The 16,549-nt window shown below is 62.2% G+C and carries 18 protein-coding genes; 14 read left to right on the forward strand and 4 right to left on the reverse strand.

Annotated elements, in window-relative coordinates:
• From ASC86_RS19805 to ASC86_RS19850, 11 genes are all read left to right on the forward strand, one after another.
• On the forward strand, positions 1–577 hold a 577-nt coding region (locus tag ASC86_RS19805; RefSeq protein ID WP_210170361.1), incomplete at its 5' end, for a helix-turn-helix domain-containing protein.
• Positions 578–652: 75 nt separating this feature from the next.
• On the forward strand, positions 653–847 hold the full coding sequence (locus tag ASC86_RS25935; RefSeq protein ID WP_156387130.1) for a hypothetical protein: 195 nt from the start codon (positions 653–655) through the stop codon (positions 845–847).
• 279 nt (positions 848–1,126) lie between these two features.
• Positions 1,127–1,435 (forward strand): DUF2853 family protein, encoded by a 309-nt coding sequence (locus ASC86_RS19810; RefSeq protein ID WP_056325246.1) that lies wholly within the window; start codon positions 1,127–1,129, stop codon positions 1,433–1,435.
• 258 nt (positions 1,436–1,693) lie between these two features.
• Positions 1,694–2,488, forward strand: a complete 795-nt coding sequence (locus ASC86_RS19815; protein WP_056325249.1) for a thymidylate synthase — start codon at positions 1,694–1,696, stop codon at positions 2,486–2,488.
• 277 nt (positions 2,489–2,765) lie between these two features.
• A complete protein-coding gene (locus ASC86_RS19820; RefSeq protein ID WP_056325251.1) occupies positions 2,766–3,371 on the forward strand; it encodes a glutathione S-transferase family protein in 606 nt (201 codons plus the stop codon).
• Positions 3,364–3,894 (forward strand): dihydrofolate reductase, encoded by a 531-nt coding sequence (locus ASC86_RS19825; RefSeq protein WP_056325899.1) that lies wholly within the window; start codon positions 3,364–3,366, stop codon positions 3,892–3,894. Before ASC86_RS19820 ends, ASC86_RS19825 begins: the two co-directional genes overlap by 8 nt.
• Before the next feature lie 137 nt (positions 3,895–4,031).
• A complete protein-coding gene (gene hflK, locus ASC86_RS19830; protein ID WP_056325254.1) occupies positions 4,032–5,135 on the forward strand; it encodes an FtsH protease activity modulator HflK in 1,104 nt (367 codons plus the stop codon).
• Positions 5,136–6,053, forward strand: coding sequence for a protease modulator HflC (locus ASC86_RS19835; protein ID WP_056325257.1), 918 nt, complete (start codon positions 5,136–5,138; stop codon positions 6,051–6,053).
• An 8-nt stretch (positions 6,054–6,061) separates the two neighbouring features.
• Positions 6,062–6,247 carry a DUF2065 domain-containing protein gene (locus tag ASC86_RS19840; protein WP_056325260.1) on the forward strand — a complete coding sequence of 62 codons (186 nt, stop codon included), beginning with the start codon at positions 6,062–6,064 and terminating at the stop codon, positions 6,245–6,247.
• Positions 6,248–6,250: 3 nt separating this feature from the next.
• The gene (locus ASC86_RS19845) at positions 6,251–6,637 is read left to right on the forward strand and encodes an ACT domain-containing protein (protein WP_056325263.1); all 387 of its coding nucleotides are present in this window, start codon (positions 6,251–6,253) and stop codon (positions 6,635–6,637) included.
• Positions 6,638–6,953: 316 nt separating this feature from the next.
• Complete coding sequence (locus ASC86_RS19850) at positions 6,954–8,531, forward strand: DegQ family serine endoprotease (protein ID WP_082510327.1); 1,578 nt, start codon at positions 6,954–6,956, stop codon at positions 8,529–8,531.
• An 87-nt stretch (positions 8,532–8,618) separates the two neighbouring features.
• Here ASC86_RS19850 and ASC86_RS19855 read toward each other — a convergent pair whose 3' ends face one another.
• Positions 8,619–9,179, reverse strand: a complete 561-nt coding sequence (locus ASC86_RS19855) for a GNAT family N-acetyltransferase (protein WP_056325265.1) — start codon at positions 9,177–9,179, stop codon at positions 8,619–8,621.
• Positions 9,176–10,063, reverse strand: coding sequence for a phosphoserine phosphatase SerB (gene serB / locus ASC86_RS19860; protein WP_056325268.1), 888 nt, complete (start codon positions 10,061–10,063; stop codon positions 9,176–9,178). The genes ASC86_RS19855 and serB overlap by 4 nt, the downstream gene beginning before the upstream one ends.
• On the opposite strand from serB, the gene miaA reads away from it, so the two are divergent.
• A complete protein-coding gene (gene miaA / locus ASC86_RS19865) occupies positions 10,062–10,970 on the forward strand; it encodes a tRNA (adenosine(37)-N6)-dimethylallyltransferase MiaA (protein ID WP_056325270.1) in 909 nt (302 codons plus the stop codon). The genes serB and miaA overlap by 2 nt on opposite strands.
• 67 nt (positions 10,971–11,037) lie before the next feature.
• Here miaA and ASC86_RS19870 read toward each other — a convergent pair whose 3' ends face one another.
• Both ASC86_RS19870 and ASC86_RS19875 read right to left on the reverse strand, forming a co-directional pair.
• On the reverse strand, positions 11,038–11,667 hold the full coding sequence (locus ASC86_RS19870; RefSeq protein ID WP_200943838.1) for an MAPEG family protein: 630 nt from the start codon (positions 11,665–11,667) through the stop codon (positions 11,038–11,040).
• A gap of 46 nt (positions 11,668–11,713) precedes the next feature.
• The gene (locus tag ASC86_RS19875) at positions 11,714–13,807 is read right to left on the reverse strand and encodes an ATP-binding protein (protein WP_162245026.1); all 2,094 of its coding nucleotides are present in this window, start codon (positions 13,805–13,807) and stop codon (positions 11,714–11,716) included.
• A 333-nt stretch (positions 13,808–14,140) separates the two neighbouring features.
• On the opposite strand from ASC86_RS19875, the gene ASC86_RS19880 reads away from it, so the two are divergent.
• Positions 14,141–15,934 carry an acetolactate synthase 3 large subunit gene (locus ASC86_RS19880; protein WP_056325275.1) on the forward strand — a complete coding sequence of 598 codons (1,794 nt, stop codon included), beginning with the start codon at positions 14,141–14,143 and terminating at the stop codon, positions 15,932–15,934.
• Between the two features lie 23 nt (positions 15,935–15,957).
• Complete coding sequence (gene ilvN, locus ASC86_RS19885; RefSeq protein WP_056325277.1) at positions 15,958–16,530, forward strand: acetolactate synthase small subunit; 573 nt, start codon at positions 15,958–15,960, stop codon at positions 16,528–16,530.
• The last annotated feature ends 19 nt before the right edge of the window (positions 16,531–16,549 follow it).

Consider the following 16,549-nt stretch of genomic DNA (forward strand, 5'->3'; position numbering starts at 1 on the left):
TCCAGAGCCCCCGCTGAAAACATGCGAGGGACGGTTGAAACATGGGTCAATTCTCAATGGAAATATCTGGCTGCGCCGGGTCAGCTCTCAGTGGAAATCAACACATGTGACCTCCAGTGATTCTGTTAAACGCGACAACGCGGATTTGTTCGTCGAATTCATTTTGAATACGTTAATGTTCAAAATGTCAACAATGACATTCATTTTGAATAATGTTGACATTTTTTCGCGTGCCGCGTTTTTCGCATTTATGGGGATAATTCCGACCGCAGAAATGTTGCGCGCTGCCAGGGCAATGGTAGGGTGGAACCAGCGTCAGCTGGCCGCTTCAGCGGGCGTGGCTCGGCCCACTGTCTATAAGCTGGAAACTCGTGGAGCCACTCGGGGCGACAGGGGGCGGGAGATTGCGGATAACGCCACGCTCGAATCTGTAGAGGCGATAGTTTACGCCTACGAAGCCCAGGGGATAGAGTTCATCGAGGCGACATCATCGACAGGGTCCGGCGTTCGTTGGCGGACGCCAGCGGGCCGAACCGGAGAGGACCCTTCGGAAGAATCCGTTAAAAAGAAGAAGTAGACGGATTAAGGCCTTTAAGCGCCTCTCAAAGCCCAGAGGGTCCGGAGCGGCTGATCGCCGATAAGGAGACGGCCCATGGCCGTCGCATTGTTTTTAGAAAGCCTGAATGAACGTCTTAGCAGCATTCATGCCGCTCATTCAGGCTTTCTAATCAAAGCGGAATCCGCCTGCGGCGGACGCATTGTTGGATGCGCTCGCGGTGCGAGCGATTTAAACTCTCAGAAAAGATGCAGTGATAACGAGAAAAGGCAGGCTATGAGGGAACGATAGCAGCATCGACGTCGACTAACTCATATCAGTTTGTCGTATAACGCCCCCGGGTCCAATAGGTTTATTTCATCGGCCGTTTATTGCCATAGTCGCCCGAAGACGACGTCTGTCATATAGGTCTTTCGGGCCACGGAGAAAAGGGGGTATTCCGCGAAAATCAACGCTGTACCCCTGTCGGCTGTTTTCATCTTGACTTGCTCGCCAAGCGTGAAAAAGTCCCGGCAGCGCCCGCAGTTGCTGGTGGCGCGGCTGTTCAGTCAAACAGAGTGAGGAAAAACCATGACCGACTATCTCGCAGACGTTCAGAAATACGACGCCGGTGCCGATGAGGCCGTCGTCGGCAAGATCGTGAAGCACCTCGGCATCGCACTGCGCAACCGCGACTCCTCGCTCGTGTCCGCGTCCGACCTGAAGGAACTCGACCGCGTCAAGGAAAGCTGGTGCGGCAAGAAGCTCGGCGTGACCGGCGGGGATGCCGACGCCGCCGTCGATGCCGCCGCCAAGGCGATGGCCGGCGACCGCTCGAAATCGCGGGTGACCTTCTACTATCTCGTCGCCAAACACCTCGACAAGCTCGCCACGCTTTAGGACCGACCGCCCTTCAGCCCATGCCGGCCTGCAAATGGCGCTTTCCCGTGCTTCCGGCGCTCACGTACCGAAGTACGCTCAAGCTCCGGGTCACGGAAAATCACCATTTTCGGCTCGACCTGAGCTGAATGTCGACCGGCCCTGCGTCTTTCATCGCCATCCCCAGACACTTGCTTCTGGGGATGGCCTGCCTTTGTTATTGGTTCGCGCGGCCGTTCGGCCTATCTTGCCGGCGATGGATCATTCGAGCGGGCTTTCATGAAACAGTATCTCGACCTTTTGCGGCATGTGATGGAGCACGGTTCCGACCGCGGCGACCGGACCGGCACGGGCACGCGCTCCGTCTTCGGCTACCAGATGCGCTTCGATCTTTCCGAAGGCTTTCCGGTCACGACGACCAAGAAGCTGCACCTGCGGTCGATCATCCATGAGCTTCTGTGGTTCCTGAAGGGCGATACCAATATCGCCTATCTGAAGGACAACGGCGTCACCATCTGGGACGAATGGGCCGACGAGAACGGCGATCTGGGACCGGTCTACGGCTATCAGTGGCGTTCATGGCCGACCCATGACGGACGTCATCTCGATCAGATCGCCGCACTTGTCGATGGCATTCGCCGCAATCCGAATTCGCGCCGGCATATCGTGACGGCGTGGAACCCTGCGCTGGTGGACGAGATGGCGTTGCCGCCGTGCCACTGCCTGTTCCAGTTCTATGTCGCGGACGGCAAGCTGTCGTGCCAGCTCTATCAGCGCTCGGCGGATATCTTTCTCGGGGTGCCGTTCAATATCGCCTCCTATGCGTTGCTGACGATGATGGTCGCCCAGGTTTGCGATCTGGAGCCGGGCGACTTCGTGCATACGCTGGGGGATGCGCATATCTACAAGAACCATTTCGAGCAGGCCGAGTTGCAGCTGACGCGCACGCCGAAGCCGTTGCCGAAGATGGAGATCAATCCCGACGTGAAGGATCTTTTCTCCTTTGTTTTCGAGGACTTCAAGCTGGTCGGCTACGAGGCTGATTCAAGCATCAAGGCGCCGATCGCGGTTTGATGAAAGCGGAGACTTGGGAGTTCGCCGCCTCACCCCCCTCTGTCAGCTGCGCTGACATCTCCCCCTCAAGGGGGGAGATCGGGCCGAGAGGTTGATCCCAGCTAATCTCCCCCCTTGAGGGGGAGATGCCCGACAGGGCAGAGGGGGGTGAGGCGGCTTGTTCTGACGTTGCGGAGGGTCCCCCTCATCCGGCCCTTCGGGCCACCTTCTCCCCGCTGGGAAGAAGGGAAGTATGCCGCACTTTCATTGATCATGGCTTCGGCCACAGGGAGGACACATGCTGACATTGATCCACGCACCGATGTCGCGCTCGTCGCGGATGATCTGGCTTCTGGAGGAACTGGGGGCGGAGTATGAAATCCGTTATGTCAGCATTCGTCGTCGCGACGGCTCGGGCGGGCCGGACGAGGCCAATCCGCATCCGCACAAACAGGTGCCGGCACTGCTGCATGGCAAGACGCTGGTGACCGAATCGGCAGCCGTCACGCTCTACCTCACCGACCTGTTTCCCGATTCGCCGCTCGGGCGGCCGGTCGGCCATGCGGAGCGCGGTCCGTATCTTTCGTGGCTCGCCTACTACGCGGGTGTCGTTGAGCCGACGGCGACCGCGCATCTGACGGGCATGACGGCGTCGAACCCGATGATGGCCAAGGGTTACACCGATATGGCCGCGCATGTGGTCGGCACGCTTTCCCGTCAGCCCTATCTGCTCGGCGACAAGATCAGCGCCGTCGACATCCTGCTCGGCAGCGCGCTTTCCTGGGTGCGGACACTGCTGCCGGAAAGCGAGGCGGTCGATCGTTACGTGACGACCGTCAATTCGCGGCCTGCGCTGGCCCGTGCCCGCGAGATCGACAGCAAGCCGGATGGTTTTCATGACTGAGGCGGATGTTCCGATCGAGATCGTGGTTGCGGTTTCCGAGAATGGCGTGATCGGCCGCGACGGCGAACTGCCGTGGCGGCTGCCGACGGATCTCAAGCGCTTCAAGGCGCTGACCATGGGCAAGCCCGTGGTGATGGGGCGCAAGACCTGGGCTTCGCTCGGCCGGCCGCTGCCGGGGCGGCCGAATATCGTCATTACCCGCGATCAGGGTTTTGCCGCGGATGGCGCCGTCGTTGTCCACACGCTCGATGCGGCGCTGGAAAAGGCGCAGGCGCTGGCGAAGGAGACTGGGGCCGGCGCGGTGTCCGTGATCGGCGGCGGCGAAATCTACCGGCAGGCAATCGGGCGGACGGATACGCTCTACGTGACGGAGGTCGCGGCTGTGGTCGATGGCGACACCCGCTTTCCCCATATCGATCCTGCCGTCTTCGAAAAGACCTCTGAAGAGAAAATGCCGCAGGGCGAAAAGGACAGCCATGCGATGACACTGGTCGTCTGGCGCCGTAAAATGCCTGTACGCTAACTATTTTCCGCGTTTTACGGTGAACTTGAAGACGCTGCGTTGAAAGCGGTTCCGGGGATACCTATAACGGGAAAACCTCGTTCCCGCGGGCATTCCGCGGGTGCGACGACATGGCAGTTTCAACGGAAGAGGTATTGATGCCCTGGAGCAATCAGAATGGCGGCGGCGGTGGCCCTTGGGGCGGCGGCGGCGGCAACAAGGGGCCTTGGGGCCAGGGGCCTAACCGCCCGCGCGGCGGCGGTGGCCGCGGCAATGGCGGTCCGCCGGATCTCGAAGAGATCTTTCGTCGCGGACAGGATCAGCTGAAGAGCGTCGTACCCGGCGGTTTCAACGGCGGCGTCGCCGTCATCATCGGCCTCCTGATCGTCGGCTTCTTCCTCATCAATTCCATCTACACCGTGCAGCCGGACGAACGCGGCGTCGAGATGCGCTTCGGCAAGCCGAAGGACGAAGTCTCCATGCCCGGCCTGCACTATATGTTCTGGCCGGTCGAGACCGTCGAGATGGTCAAGATCACCGAGCAGCAGCAGAATATCGGCGGCCGCGGTGCGGGCGAGCAGAATTCCGGCCTGATGCTTTCGGGCGACCAGAACATCGTCAACGTGCAGTTCTCGGTGCTGTTTTCGGTCACCGATCCCAAGGCTTTCCTGTTCAACGTCGAAAACCCGGCGGAAACCCTGCAGCAGGTCGCCGAAAGCGCCATGCGCGAGGTCGTCGGCCGCCGTCCGGCACAGGACATCTTCCGCGATAACCGTCAGGCGATCGCCGCCGACGTGAAGACGACGATCCAGGCGACCATGGACACCTATGGCGCCGGCATCTCCGTTAACACGGTCGCGATCGAGGATGCGGCGCCGCCGCGTGAAGTCGCCGATGCCTTCGACGAAGTGCAGCGCGCCGAACAGGACGAAGACCGCTTCGTCGAAGAAGCCAACCAGTATGCCAACCAGGTTCTCGGCCGTGCCCGCGGCCAGTCCGCGCAGATCCGCGAAGAGGCGGCCGCCTACAAGGACCGCGTCGTGAAGGAAGCCGAGGGTGAGGCCCAGCGCTTCATCTCCGTCTACGACGCCTATGCCAAGGCGCCGGACGTGACACGCAAGCGCCTCTATCTCGAAGCGATGCAGGACGTTCTCGGCAAATCCAAGAAGGTCATCATCGACGAGAAGAATGGCCAGGGCGTCATGCCCTATCTGCCGCTCAACGAAATCGGCAAGCCGGCGACGGTGGGAGGCAAGCAGTAAATGAGCAACCGACTTCCCTTTTTCCTGATCGCGCTCGGCGTGGTGCTGATGGCGGCCTATTCCTCGGTCTTCGTCGTCAATGCACGCCAGCAGGCGATCGTCGTGCGCTTCGGCCAGATCAAGGACGTGAAGACCGAGCCGGGCCTTTACTTCAAGCTGCCGTTTGCCTTCATGGATGCAGACCGCGTCCAGTATGTCGAAGACCAGGCCCTGCGCTTCGACCTCGACAATATCCGTGTGCAGGTCTCGGGCGGCAAGTTCTACGAGGTCGATGCCTTCGTGGTCTATCGCATCTCGGATGCCCGCCGCTTCCGCGAAACCGTCTCGGGCGATCGCGAATCGGCCGAATCACGGCTCCGCACCCGCCTCGATGCCTCGCTGCGCCGTGTCTACGGTCTGCGCGGCTTCGAATCGGCGCTTTCGGACGAGCGTGCCTCGATGATGCGCGAAGTGCGCGCCGATCTGACGCCGGACGCCGAATCGCTCGGCCTCAACATCGAGGATGTCCGCATTCGCCGCACCGACCTGACGCAGGAAGTTTCCCAGCAGACCTTCGACCGCATGAAGGCCGAGCGTCTGGCGGAGGCCGAACTGATCCGCGCCCGCGGTAACGAAGAGGGCCAGCGCCGCCGCGCCATCGCCGACCGTCAGGTCGTCGAGTTCGTCGCCGAAGCGCAGCGCGATTCGGAAATCCTGCGCGGTCAGGGCGAAGCCGAACGGACCCGTGTGTTCGCCGACGCTTTCGCTCGCGATCCGAAGTTCTTCGAGTTCTATCGCTCGATGACGGCCTATCAGGCCGCGGTCGGCAGCCCGGATACGACCTTCGTGCTGTCGCCGGATTCGGAGTTCTTCCGCTATTTCAATAGCTCGGAAGGCCAGGCGGCTCCCGCCGCTGCGGCGCCTGCAACACAGAACTAAGCAGGGCCATGAGCGATTTTCTGATCGGAATCGCATTCTTCCTGATCATTGAGGGGCTGGTGTACGCACTGGCCCCTTTGGTTTTGGTGGAAATGGCGAAGCGTTTGCCGCATATACCGGAGCAGCAGCTTCGGCTGTTCGGCCTTGTGTCGGTGGCCGCCGGCGTCGGGCTGGTCTGGATCATCAGAGGATAGAGAATGTCACGGAAATTGCTCATCCGCCTCGTGGACGCAGAGTATGCGATCACGCGGCTCAATATCGGGTCCCAGATTCCGGAGTGGCTGCCGGGCGCAGGCTTCTGGACCGTTTCCAGTTCACGTGAAGAAATGACGCTGGTCTGCCGTGCCGCGCGGATTCCCAATGGCGTGCAATCGTCGCTCGGCTGGCGCTGCCTGCGCATCGAGCAGCATTTTGCCTTCGACGTGCCGGGTGTGCTCGAATCCGTGCTGGCGCCGCTGGCGGCCGCAGGCGTCGGCGTCTTCGCCAATTCGACCTTCAGTACCGATTATATCTTCATCGGCGGATCGAGCGTCGACAAGGCCGTCGAGGCGTTGAAGGCCCATGGCCATGAGGTCACGATCTGACCTTGCGCCGGACGGTTGCATATCGCCGGGAAATCATGCAGGGATTCAAAATGTTACAGGCTGCATCGGGGTGTTTTCGCCTGCTGCGGCCGTAACGAAAAGATGACTGGACGCCTCCCAAAACAGCCTTATCTTCGGCTAGACTGAGCGGTAGTCCCGACAGGGCCGCGCGGCGACGGGCGGGCCGTCTAAAGCGCATTGCGATCTTTCAGATTCGCTCCCTGCGCTTTAGGTTCTTGATTTTTCGCATGTCGTTTGCGCAAAACCGCTGCACACTTTTGCGCGACATGCTTTAGTCGCAATCGAGAGGATACTCATGGGCTTGTCCATCCGTTCTTGCTTCTTCCGGTCGACCGCTGCGGCGATGGTGCTTGCTCTTTCCCTGCCGCCGGCGTTTGCCGCCGGGATCGAGACGGCGCAGGCGGGCGCCAACCCGGCCGTGGGAGCCGCGCCCCTGCAGGCGGTGCCGGGCAAATCGGCGCAAGCCGGCCACGGGCCGGAATCGGTCGCCGATCTCGCCGCCGGCCTGCTCGATGCCGTCGTCAACATCTCGACCTCCCAGAACGTCAAGAACGACGACGATGCGCCGATGCCGCAGGTGCCGGAGGGCTCGCCGTTCCAGGATTTCTTCGACGAGTTCTTCAAGGGGCAGGGTGGTCCGGGCGGGCGTGAACGGACCGTCAGTTCGCTGGGCTCCGGCTTCGTTATCGATCCCACCGGCTATATCGTCACCAACAATCACGTGATCGAGGGGGCCGACGATATCGAGGTGAATTTCGCCAATGGCGGCAAGTTGCAGGCGAAGCTGATCGGCAAGGACACCAAGACGGACCTCGCACTGTTGAAGGTCGAGCCGAAGAAGCCGCTGACGGCGGTGCCCTTCGGCGACAGCAAGACGATGCGGATCGGCGACTGGGTGATGGCGATCGGCAATCCCTTCGGGCTTGGCGGCACGGTGACCGTCGGCATCATCTCCGCGCGTGGGCGCAACATCAATGCCGGGCCTTACGACAACTTCATCCAGACGGATGCGGCGATCAACCGGGGCAATTCCGGCGGGCCGCTGTTCAACATGAAGGGCGAGGTCATCGGCATCAACACGGCGATTATTTCGCCGAGTGGCGGCTCGATCGGCATCGGTTTCTCGGTGCCGACGGAGCTTGCCGAAAACGTCATCAAGCAGTTGCGTGAATTCGGCGAGACCCGGCGCGGCTGGCTTGGCGTTCGCATCCAGCCGGTGACGGCGGATATTGCCGAGAGCCTGAAGATGGAGACGCCGAAGGGCGCGCTGGTCGCCGGCATCGTCGCGGGCGGACCGGTCGAGGGCGGGGCGATCAAGACCGGCGACGTGATCATCAAGTTCGACGGGCGCGATGTTGTCGAGATGCGTGATCTGCCGCGCGTGGTGGCGGAAAGCCCGGTCGGCAAGGCCGTCGATGTCGTCATTGTCAGGGACGGCAAGGAGATGACCGTCAAGGTGACGCTCGGCCGGCTTGAGGACGGCGAGGAGGCGGATGCGGCGGTTGTCGAGGATGCGCCGGACGGGCAGGAAGGCACCGATCAGGCCGAACCGCCGGCCGCCGAACTGCCGGCCGCCGATGTGGTGCTCGGCATGACGCTGGCGCCGCTTGATGCGGACAGCCGCAAGACCTATGGCATTGCCGAGGATATCGAAGGCGTGGTCGTCACCAAGGTTGCGGAGAACTCCGCAGCCGCCGAACGCCGGATCGTGCCGGGTGACGTGATTGTCGAGATCGGCCAGGAGGCGATGCGGGCGCCGGAGGATGTTTCGGCCCGCGTCGAGGAGCTGAAGGCGGACGGTCGGCGCAATGCGCTGCTGATGATCTCCAACAAGACGGGCGAGCTTCGCTTCGTGACCGTGCGGATGGAGTGACCCAGAGCATGTCTGGCTCAGACATGCTCTGGATTCCTTTGTCGTTTGTCTCTACGGGAACACCGGTTCCCACTTTTCCCTGACAAACTAGTGGGCGCGGTTGCGCCAGTCTTCGGCGGTGATGACGTAGAGCGCGTGGCGCTTCAGGTGCGGGGTCTCGTCGGGCACGCGGGGGTGGTCGAAATCCCTGAGATAGTGCATGCCGAGGCGCTGCATGACGGCGGTCGAGCGGGTGTTTTCCGGCACGGCGAAGGAGACGATTTCCGGCAGTTTCAGGGTTTCGAACGTGTGGTGGAGAAGGGCGTTTGCCGCTTCGGTCACGTAGCCTTTTCCCCAGTAACGGCGTGCCATGCGCCAGCCGATTTCGACCGCATCGGCGCCGAGGATGGGTTGAAGGTCCGGGCGGTTGAGACCGCAGAAGCCGACCAGTTCGCCGGTTTCCTTCAAGGCCAGCGCATAGAAGCAAAGGCCGGTTTCATCGATCCGTCGCTTCACTTCGTCGAAGAGAGCGTCGGACTCGGCAACCGTCCTCCTGCGGGGGAAGAAGGTCATGACCTCCTGGTCGGAATTGATCTCGTGGAAGAACGCCCGGTCTTCCGGCGTATCCTGCCAGTTTCGGATGATGAGGCGTCCGGTTTCGAGTTTCATAGGACGAAATCCGTCTTGCGGTAGCCTTGGATATAGAGAAGGGCGGTGAGATCGCCGTGGTCGATGCGGATATCGGCTTCGGCGGCGAGGGCGGGCTTGGCATGCAGCGCGACGCCGGCGCCGGCGAGATGGAGCATGCCGAGATCATTGGCGCCGTCGCCGACGGCGATAGCCTCCGAAGGATCGATGCCGAGCGTCTTGCAGATGTCGAGGAGGGCATCGACCTTGGCCTGCTTGCCGAGAATCGGTTCGGCGACCTTGCCGTTCAGGTGGCCGTTTTCAGAGAGCAGAATGTTGGCGCGGTTTTCGTGGAAACCGATGCGGGCGGCGATGGGACCGGTGAACAGGGTGAAGCCGCCGGAGACGAGCGCGGTGTAGTGGCCTTTGGCCTTCATGGTCGCGACCAGTTCGAGGCCACCTGATGTCAGCGTGATGCGCTTGGCGATGACGTCGTCGATGACGGCGAGGGGCAGGCCCTCCAGCAGCGCGACGCGCTCGATCAAGGCCGGTTCGAAGGCGATCTCGCCATTCATGGCGCGGGCGGTGATAGTGGCGACCTTTTCCTTCAGGCCGACTTCGGCGGCGAGTTCGTCGATGCATTCCTGGCCGATCATGGTGGAATCCATGTCGGCGATCAGCAGCTTCTTGCGGCGGGTCTCTGCCTGCTGCACCACGACGTCGATGGGCTCGCCGGTCATCAGGTCGCGCAGTTGCTGTTCGGCTTCCGTGGGGTCGGTGCCGTCGCGGAGCGCAATGTCGCAGGCGATGCCATCCGCCAGCCAGTAGAGGCCCGATGCCGAGAGGCTGTCGGCTGCCGCTTCCGCCAGGCGCGGCGTCAGCACGGGATTTGACGGATTGGCAACAAGCGTGGCAACGAAAGCCATGATGAAAAACCTTGAGAATGGACAGGACGCGATCCTGATAACCGGGCCGACCGCCAGCGGCAAGTCTGCTCTCGCCGTGGAGCTTGCCGCACGCTACGGCGGCGTGGTGATCAATGCCGACAGCATGCAGGTTTACGACACCCTGCGGGTGCTGACCGCGCGGCCTTCGGAGGCGGATATGGGCGGGGTGGCGCATCATCTTTACGGCCATGTGCCGGCGGGGCGGCTCTATTCCACCGGGGAATGGCTGCGGGAGGCGTCGGTTCTGGTCGAGCAGCTGCGGGGCGAGGGCAGGTTGCCGGTTTTCGTCGGCGGCACGGGGCTTTATTTCAAGGCGCTGACCGGGGGGCTTTCGGAGATGCCGGAGATACCGGCCGAACTTCGCGAGGTTTTGCGGTTGCGGCTCAAGGACGAGGGGGCGGAGGTGCTGCATGCGGAGCTTGCGATGCGCGATCCCGAAACGGCGGCGGCGTTGAAGCCGGCGGATGGGCAGCGCATCGTGCGGGCGCTGGAGGTTGTGGCTGCGACGGGGCAGTCGATCCGGCATTTCCAGACGGGGCGGGGGCCGGTCGTCATCGATGCCGAGCGGGCGATGAAGATCGTGGTGCAGCCGGAGCGGGATGTTTTGCGCGCGCGGATCGACCGGCGTTTCGGGGTGATGCTGGAGACGGGGGCAGTCGAGGAAGTGAAGGCCTTGCTGGCGCAGGATTTGCCGCCGGAGATGCCGGCGATGAAGGCCATCGGGGTTTCGCAGATCGCGGCGATGCTGAGGGGGGAGATGAGCCGCGACGAGGTGATCGAACGCGGCTCGGCGGCGACGCGGCAATATGCCAAGCGGCAGATGACGTGGTTTCGCAACCAGCTGGATAAGAGCTGGGAGAGGGTCGATCCGCTGGCGCGGGGGTGAGTGCAAAGCTTTCGCGTGTTGCGGATGCTCTACTGTGCGGTTTTTGACATTCCCCTGTGCCTGGTAGTCAACGGGTGATCGCCATCCAAATGAGGTTCAAGACAAGCATGAAGAGCATTACGACCGTCGGATAAAAGGTCAGGGCGAAGCCGAATGCCCGTGCCGATGCCCCATGCGCATATCCACGCCAAAAGAGCGCGCGGCCCAGGAAAAAGAGGATTGCCGCCACGGGAATTGCTGCCTGCCACCGCCATGGCATGGCTGCTGCCCAGATGAGGTGGATTACGAGCGCGAGAACCATTTGCTCCAGCGTGTTCTGCAGAACCGACTGGAGGATTTTGGTGGTGGGTGTCGCATCGGAAAGCCCGCCGCCATCGATATCCGATGGCGTAAAGAAACGATGACGCGCCAAGGCTGCTATGCTCGCGGCGAGCCATGCCACCACGAGAACATCCCATCGAAGGGCATGGGAAATTGCCGAGACGGCGTCGCTGTCATCCGGAAGAAAAGCGCGGGGCGCAAAAACGATCGCGAGCGCCAAGGCGAGCAAGGTGACGGTCAGGCCGCCCGTCATGCCCTTGAAGACCCCGTGCTGTTTTTCGGTAAACATCAATGATGGGTCATAGTTGTTGTGATGAAATCCCGTCCTAACAGGGCGCATGGGGCCATGCAAGGTTTGTCGCTCATTGGTCTTCATAGCTGCCGGCGAACATGCGCGGCATCGCTTGCGGAGCCCTTTCGGGCTATCTTCGGATGATACTGCTGAGCGGTTTTTTCAGCAGGCTTTCGCGCAGTGACTGCCTTGGCTGGTCGCTGGCGGTCGTCGGTGCATAGGACGGCTGGGGCGGGGCGGACTGATAGGGGCGCGGTTCGGCGCGGCGCGGATCGGGTTGCGGCGTGTCTTCGGCCAACAACTGGCTGCGGATCTGGTTGAAGCGTTCCAGTTGCGGATTGGCCTGCTCTGAGCGCGGCAGCATTCCCGGATTGTAGGGTTCCAGCTTTTCGTCGTCCTCAACGGATGCCGGGGCCGGGCGTTGCTGCGTCAAGGACTGATAGGATGATGCCGGCTGCTGCGGAGCGGCCTGATAGGCCGGTTGCGGGGGCGATTGCCGCAGGGGCGGTGTGGCGATCTCATCGTCATAGTCGACGAAATCGCTCTGGCTCAGGCCGCTGCTGTAGCTTTGCTGGAAGCTCGAAATATCCGGGCCGTGGATGGCGCGCATGCGGGCGACGACGTTGCGAAGGTCGATCGTGCCCGGCGTTTCCTCGGTCGCCTGCACGGCGACGCCGTTTGCCTTCGGCAGGTTTTGCTCGGCGACGCGGGTGAAGCGCATGCGCATCGGTACGGCGACGGCTTCGCCGAAGGCGATCGCCTCGCCGTTGCCGATCGAGGAGATGAAGCTGGTCGTCGAGATCGACGAGTTCGGAATGGCCGAGCGGATGATGTCCTGGTCGCGATCGTTGGCAAGGCGCATCGCAAAGACCGTCGAGCACTGCGACAGGATCGTCGGATCGAGTTCGCCGGGGCGCTGGGTGATGATGCCGAGCGAAACGCCGTATTTGCGGCCTTCCTTGGCAATGCGGGCGATGGCCTGGCGGGTCGGGACGAAGCCTAGATTGGGATCGGACGGCACGTAACGGTGCGCCTCTTCGCAGACGACCAGCATATGCACGCCGCCATTGCTCCAGAGACCGATTTCAAACGCCATGCGGCAGAGCACCGAAGCGACGGAATTGACCACTTCGGAGGGGATGCCGGCGAGCTGGAAGGTCGTGACCGGCCTGCCGTCTCCGGGAATGCGGAAAATCTTGGCGATGGTCTCCAGGATCGTGTCGGTGATCGTGTTCGAGGAAAACATGAAGTTGTAGCGCGGATCGTTGATCGCGCCCATGACCTTGACCTTCAGCGAGCGCAGATAGGGCTTGTCGGAGCGGCCTTCGAGGCGGCCGATGCGCTCGTCGATCATCGCGAGCAGGTCGGCCATTCGGTAGGGAACCGGGGTGTCGGCGGTGATCGAGCTTTTTTCGGTCTGGCGGCGCATCAGCCCGCCTTCGCCCTTGAAGGCCTTCTTTGCCTCGGGAATGACGTCGCGCAGGATATCGAGTTCTTCCGGCACGGCTGGGCGGCCACGGAAGATGACTTCCGCGAACTCCTCCAGCTTCATCAGCCAGAAGGGCAGGTCGAGCGTATCGGTGTCGATGACCACGGCATGGTCGGGGAAGGCGGCGGCGAACTCGTTGTGCGGATCGAGGATCAGCACGCGCAGCTTCGGATCGGACTGGATCGCCTTGTGGAGCAGCAGCGTCACGGCGGTCGACTTGCCGACGCCGGTCGTGCCGACGATGGCGAAATGCTTGGCGAGCATTGAGGGCACGTGGATGGCGGCATCCAGGCTTTCGTCCTGGGTCAGCGTGCCGATGACGCAGGTCTCGTTTTTGCCGGTGTCGTAGATGCGGGCGAGATCGGCGGTGCGGATGCGGTGGGCGATCGAGCCGAGATAGGGATACTGGCTGATGCCGGCGGAGAATTCTTCGCGGCCGCTCGGGCCGACATGGACTTCGCCCATCAGCTCGACCTCGATGCGGAAGGTGTTGTCGATTTCCTCGCCCCATTCGTTGGTGGCGGTCTGCATGGAATAGACCAGCGCGACGACGCGGTTTTCACCGACGCTGATGGAGATGAGGCGGCCGACGGACCAGAGTTCGGTGAGCGAGGTTTCGCCTTTTTCGGCGATGGCGGCGATCGTGGCGCGCGAGCCGCTGCAGGCGACGACGCGACCCAGGAAGCGATTGCCCCTTTTCAGGACATCGCGCCTTTCCTGTTCTCCCGCGCTCATCGCGGAATGGAGATCGCTGTTCAGCAAGTGGCACCTTTCTCGTGAATGTCGGAGTTTAACGCGATGGTTTTAACAAGTTGTTTCGCGCCGTGGCACGCCGTTGTGCCAATATGGCAGGCCAAAGGCCGTTGACGGGGCGGGGCTTTGCCGTTAACACTTGCCCCCATGAAAAATTTCTTCGCAATTCTTGTGGTGGGACGGCGCATGGGCAGGATGGTGTAACCATCCGGCGATAGCCACCCATGCGCGACACGAGGCTCCTGACGGGGCCTTTTTTTATGTCTTCAAACAAGATACTCACAGCCGAACGCGGGATAGGACGGAAACAGGCCAATGAGCGGTACAGACACAAAGACGGCAGCAAACCAGATGACGGGCGCGGAGATCGTTCTCCAGGCGCTCCGGGACAACGGCGTCGAGCATATCTTCGGGTATCCCGGCGGCGCGGTGCTGCCGATCTATGACGAGATCTTCCAGCAGGACGATATCCAGCACATCCTCGTTCGCCACGAGCAGGGCGCCGGCCACATGGCCGAAGGTTACGCCCGCTCCACCGGCAAGGTCGGCGTCATGCTCGTCACCTCCGGCCCCGGCGCCACCAATGCGGTGACGCCGCTGCAGGACGCGCTGATGGACAGCATCCCGCTCGTCTGCCTCACCGGCCAGGTTCCGACGACGCTGATCGGCTCGGACGCCTTCCAGGAATGCGATACCGTCGGCATCACCCGGCCCTGCACCAAGCACAACTGGCTGGTCAAGGACGTCAACGAACTGGCCAGCATCATCCATGAGGCCTTCCGCATCGCCCAGTCCGGCCGTCCCGGCCCGGTCGTCGTCGATATTCCGAAGGACGTGCAGTTCGCCACCGGCACCTATACGCCGCCGTCCGCCGCCCGCATCCAGACGAGCTACCAGCCGAAGGTTCAGGGCGACCTGAAGGCGATCGAGGAGGCCGTCGAGCTGATGAAGACGGCGCGGCGCCCGGTCATCTATTCCGGCGGCGGTGTCGTCAATTCCGGTACCGATGCCTGCCAGATGCTGCGCGAGCTGGTCGAACTGACTGGCTTTCCGATCACCTCGACGCTGATGGGGCTGGGCTCCTATCCGGCCTCGGGCAAGAACTGGCTCGGCATGCTCGGCATGCACGGCACCTACGAAGCCAACATGGCGATGCACGATTGCGACGTCATGGTCTGCATCGGCGCGCGTTTCGACGACCGCATCACCGGCCGTCTCAATGCGTTTTCGCCGAACTCCAAGAAGATCCACATCGACATCGATCCCTCGTCGATCAACAAGAACGTCCGCGTCGATATCCCGATCCTCGGCGATGTCGGCCGGGTGCTGGAAGACATGATCCGCCTGTGGCGGGCCAAGGCCGGCAACGTCGACAAGGCGCGCATGGACGACTGGTGGCATAGCATCACCCGCTGGCGTGCCCGCAACTCGCTGGCCTACAAGGCCAATGACGACGTGATCATGCCCCAGTACGCGATCCAGCGGCTCTATGAGCTGAGCAAGGACCGCGATACCTACATCACTACCGAAGTCGGCCAGCACCAGATGTGGGCGGCGCAGTTCTTCGGCTTCGAGCAGCCGAACCGCTGGATGACCTCGGGCGGCCTTGGCACCATGGGTTACGGCTTCCCGGCCGCCATCGGCGCGCAGGTCGCGCATCCGGAAAGCCTCGTCATCGACATCGCCGGCGATGCCTCGATCCAGATGTGCATCCAGGAAATGTCCTGCGCCGTACAGTATAACCTGCCGGTCAAGATCTTCATCCTCAACAACCAGTACATGGGCATGGTGCGCCAGTGGCAGCAGCTCTTGCACGGCAACCGGCTGTCGAACTCCTATACGGAAGCGATGCCGGACTTCGTCAAGCTCGCTGAAGCCTATGGCGGCGTCGGCATCCGCTGCGAAAAGCCGGGCGAACTGGACGACGCGATCCGCAGGATGATTGACACGCCGGCGCCGGTGATCTTCGATTGCCGCGTGGCAAACCTTGCCAACTGCTTCCCGATGATCCCCTCGGGCAAGGCGCACAACGAAATGCTGCTGCCGGACGAAGCCACGGACGAGGCGGTCGCCAACGCGATCGACGCCAAGGGCCGCCAGCTGGTTTGATGGAATAGGATAGAGGAACCGACATGAACGCACATCTTCAGCCGACGGGCTCTGCCTACTTCATCGCCAAGGAAACCGAAAAGGTCGAGAAGCATACGCTTTCGGTTCTGGTCGACAACGAGCCGGGCGTGCTTGCCCGCGTCATCGGCCTGTTTTCGGGCCGCGGCTACAACATCGAAAGCCTGACCGTTTCGGAAACGGAGCATGAAGCGCACCTATCGCGCATCACCATCGTCACCAGCGGCACGCCGCACGTGCTGGAGCAGATCAAGGCGCAGCTCGAACGGATCGTGCCGGTACACCGGGTCGTCGACCTGACGGTACGCGCCGGTTCGCTCGGCCATGACCGGCCGATCGAGCGCGAAGTGGCGCTGGTGAAGGTCGTCGGCGAAGGCGACCACCGCGCCGAGACGCTGCGGCTGGCCGATGCCTTCCATGCCAAGGTGGTGGATGCGACGGTCGATCACTTCATTCTGGAGATCACCGGCAAGTCGTCGAAGATCGACCAGTTCGTGGCCGTGATGAAGCCGCTGGGGCTGATCGAGGTTTGCCGCACCGGCGTTGCCGCGATGAACCGGGGTGGGCAGGGAATGTAAGGGAGGGGTGGTCCGGAGG

The organism is Rhizobium sp. Root1212, assembly GCF_001424985.1.
GTDB lineage: Bacteria > Pseudomonadota > Alphaproteobacteria > Rhizobiales > Rhizobiaceae > Pararhizobium.

Excerpts from the sequence above, each read along its gene's own strand:
- ASC86_RS19845 (WP_056325263.1), top strand. The coding sequence starts at position 6,251 with ATGTCACGGAAATTGCTCATCCGCCTCGTGGACGCAGAGTATGCGATC.
- ASC86_RS19840 (WP_056325260.1), top strand. The coding sequence starts at position 6,062 with ATGAGCGATTTTCTGATCGGAATCGCATTCTTCCTGATCATTGAGGGG.
- ASC86_RS19880 (WP_056325275.1), top strand. The coding sequence starts at position 14,141 with ATGAGCGGTACAGACACAAAGACGGCAGCAAACCAGATGACGGGCGCG.
- ASC86_RS19810 (WP_056325246.1), top strand. The coding sequence starts at position 1,127 with ATGACCGACTATCTCGCAGACGTTCAGAAATACGACGCCGGTGCCGAT.
- ASC86_RS19870 (WP_200943838.1), bottom strand. The coding sequence starts at position 11,667 with ATGAAGACCAATGAGCGACAAACCTTGCATGGCCCCATGCGCCCTGTT.
- hflK (WP_056325254.1), top strand. The coding sequence starts at position 4,032 with ATGCCCTGGAGCAATCAGAATGGCGGCGGCGGTGGCCCTTGGGGCGGC.
- ASC86_RS19875 (WP_162245026.1), bottom strand. The coding sequence starts at position 13,807 with ATGAGCGCGGGAGAACAGGAAAGGCGCGATGTCCTGAAAAGGGGCAAT.
- ASC86_RS19835 (WP_056325257.1), top strand. The coding sequence starts at position 5,136 with ATGAGCAACCGACTTCCCTTTTTCCTGATCGCGCTCGGCGTGGTGCTG.
- ASC86_RS19850 (WP_082510327.1), top strand. The coding sequence starts at position 6,954 with ATGGGCTTGTCCATCCGTTCTTGCTTCTTCCGGTCGACCGCTGCGGCG.
- ASC86_RS19820 (WP_056325251.1), top strand. The coding sequence starts at position 2,766 with ATGCTGACATTGATCCACGCACCGATGTCGCGCTCGTCGCGGATGATC.
- ASC86_RS25935 (WP_156387130.1), top strand. The coding sequence starts at position 653 with ATGGCCGTCGCATTGTTTTTAGAAAGCCTGAATGAACGTCTTAGCAGC.
- ASC86_RS19855 (WP_056325265.1), bottom strand. The coding sequence starts at position 9,179 with ATGAAACTCGAAACCGGACGCCTCATCATCCGAAACTGGCAGGATACG.
- miaA (WP_056325270.1), top strand. The coding sequence starts at position 10,062 with ATGATGAAAAACCTTGAGAATGGACAGGACGCGATCCTGATAACCGGG.
- ASC86_RS19815 (WP_056325249.1), top strand. The coding sequence starts at position 1,694 with ATGAAACAGTATCTCGACCTTTTGCGGCATGTGATGGAGCACGGTTCC.
- ASC86_RS19825 (WP_056325899.1), top strand. The coding sequence starts at position 3,364 with ATGACTGAGGCGGATGTTCCGATCGAGATCGTGGTTGCGGTTTCCGAG.
- ilvN (WP_056325277.1), top strand. The coding sequence starts at position 15,958 with ATGAACGCACATCTTCAGCCGACGGGCTCTGCCTACTTCATCGCCAAG.
- serB (WP_056325268.1), bottom strand. The coding sequence starts at position 10,063 with ATGGCTTTCGTTGCCACGCTTGTTGCCAATCCGTCAAATCCCGTGCTG.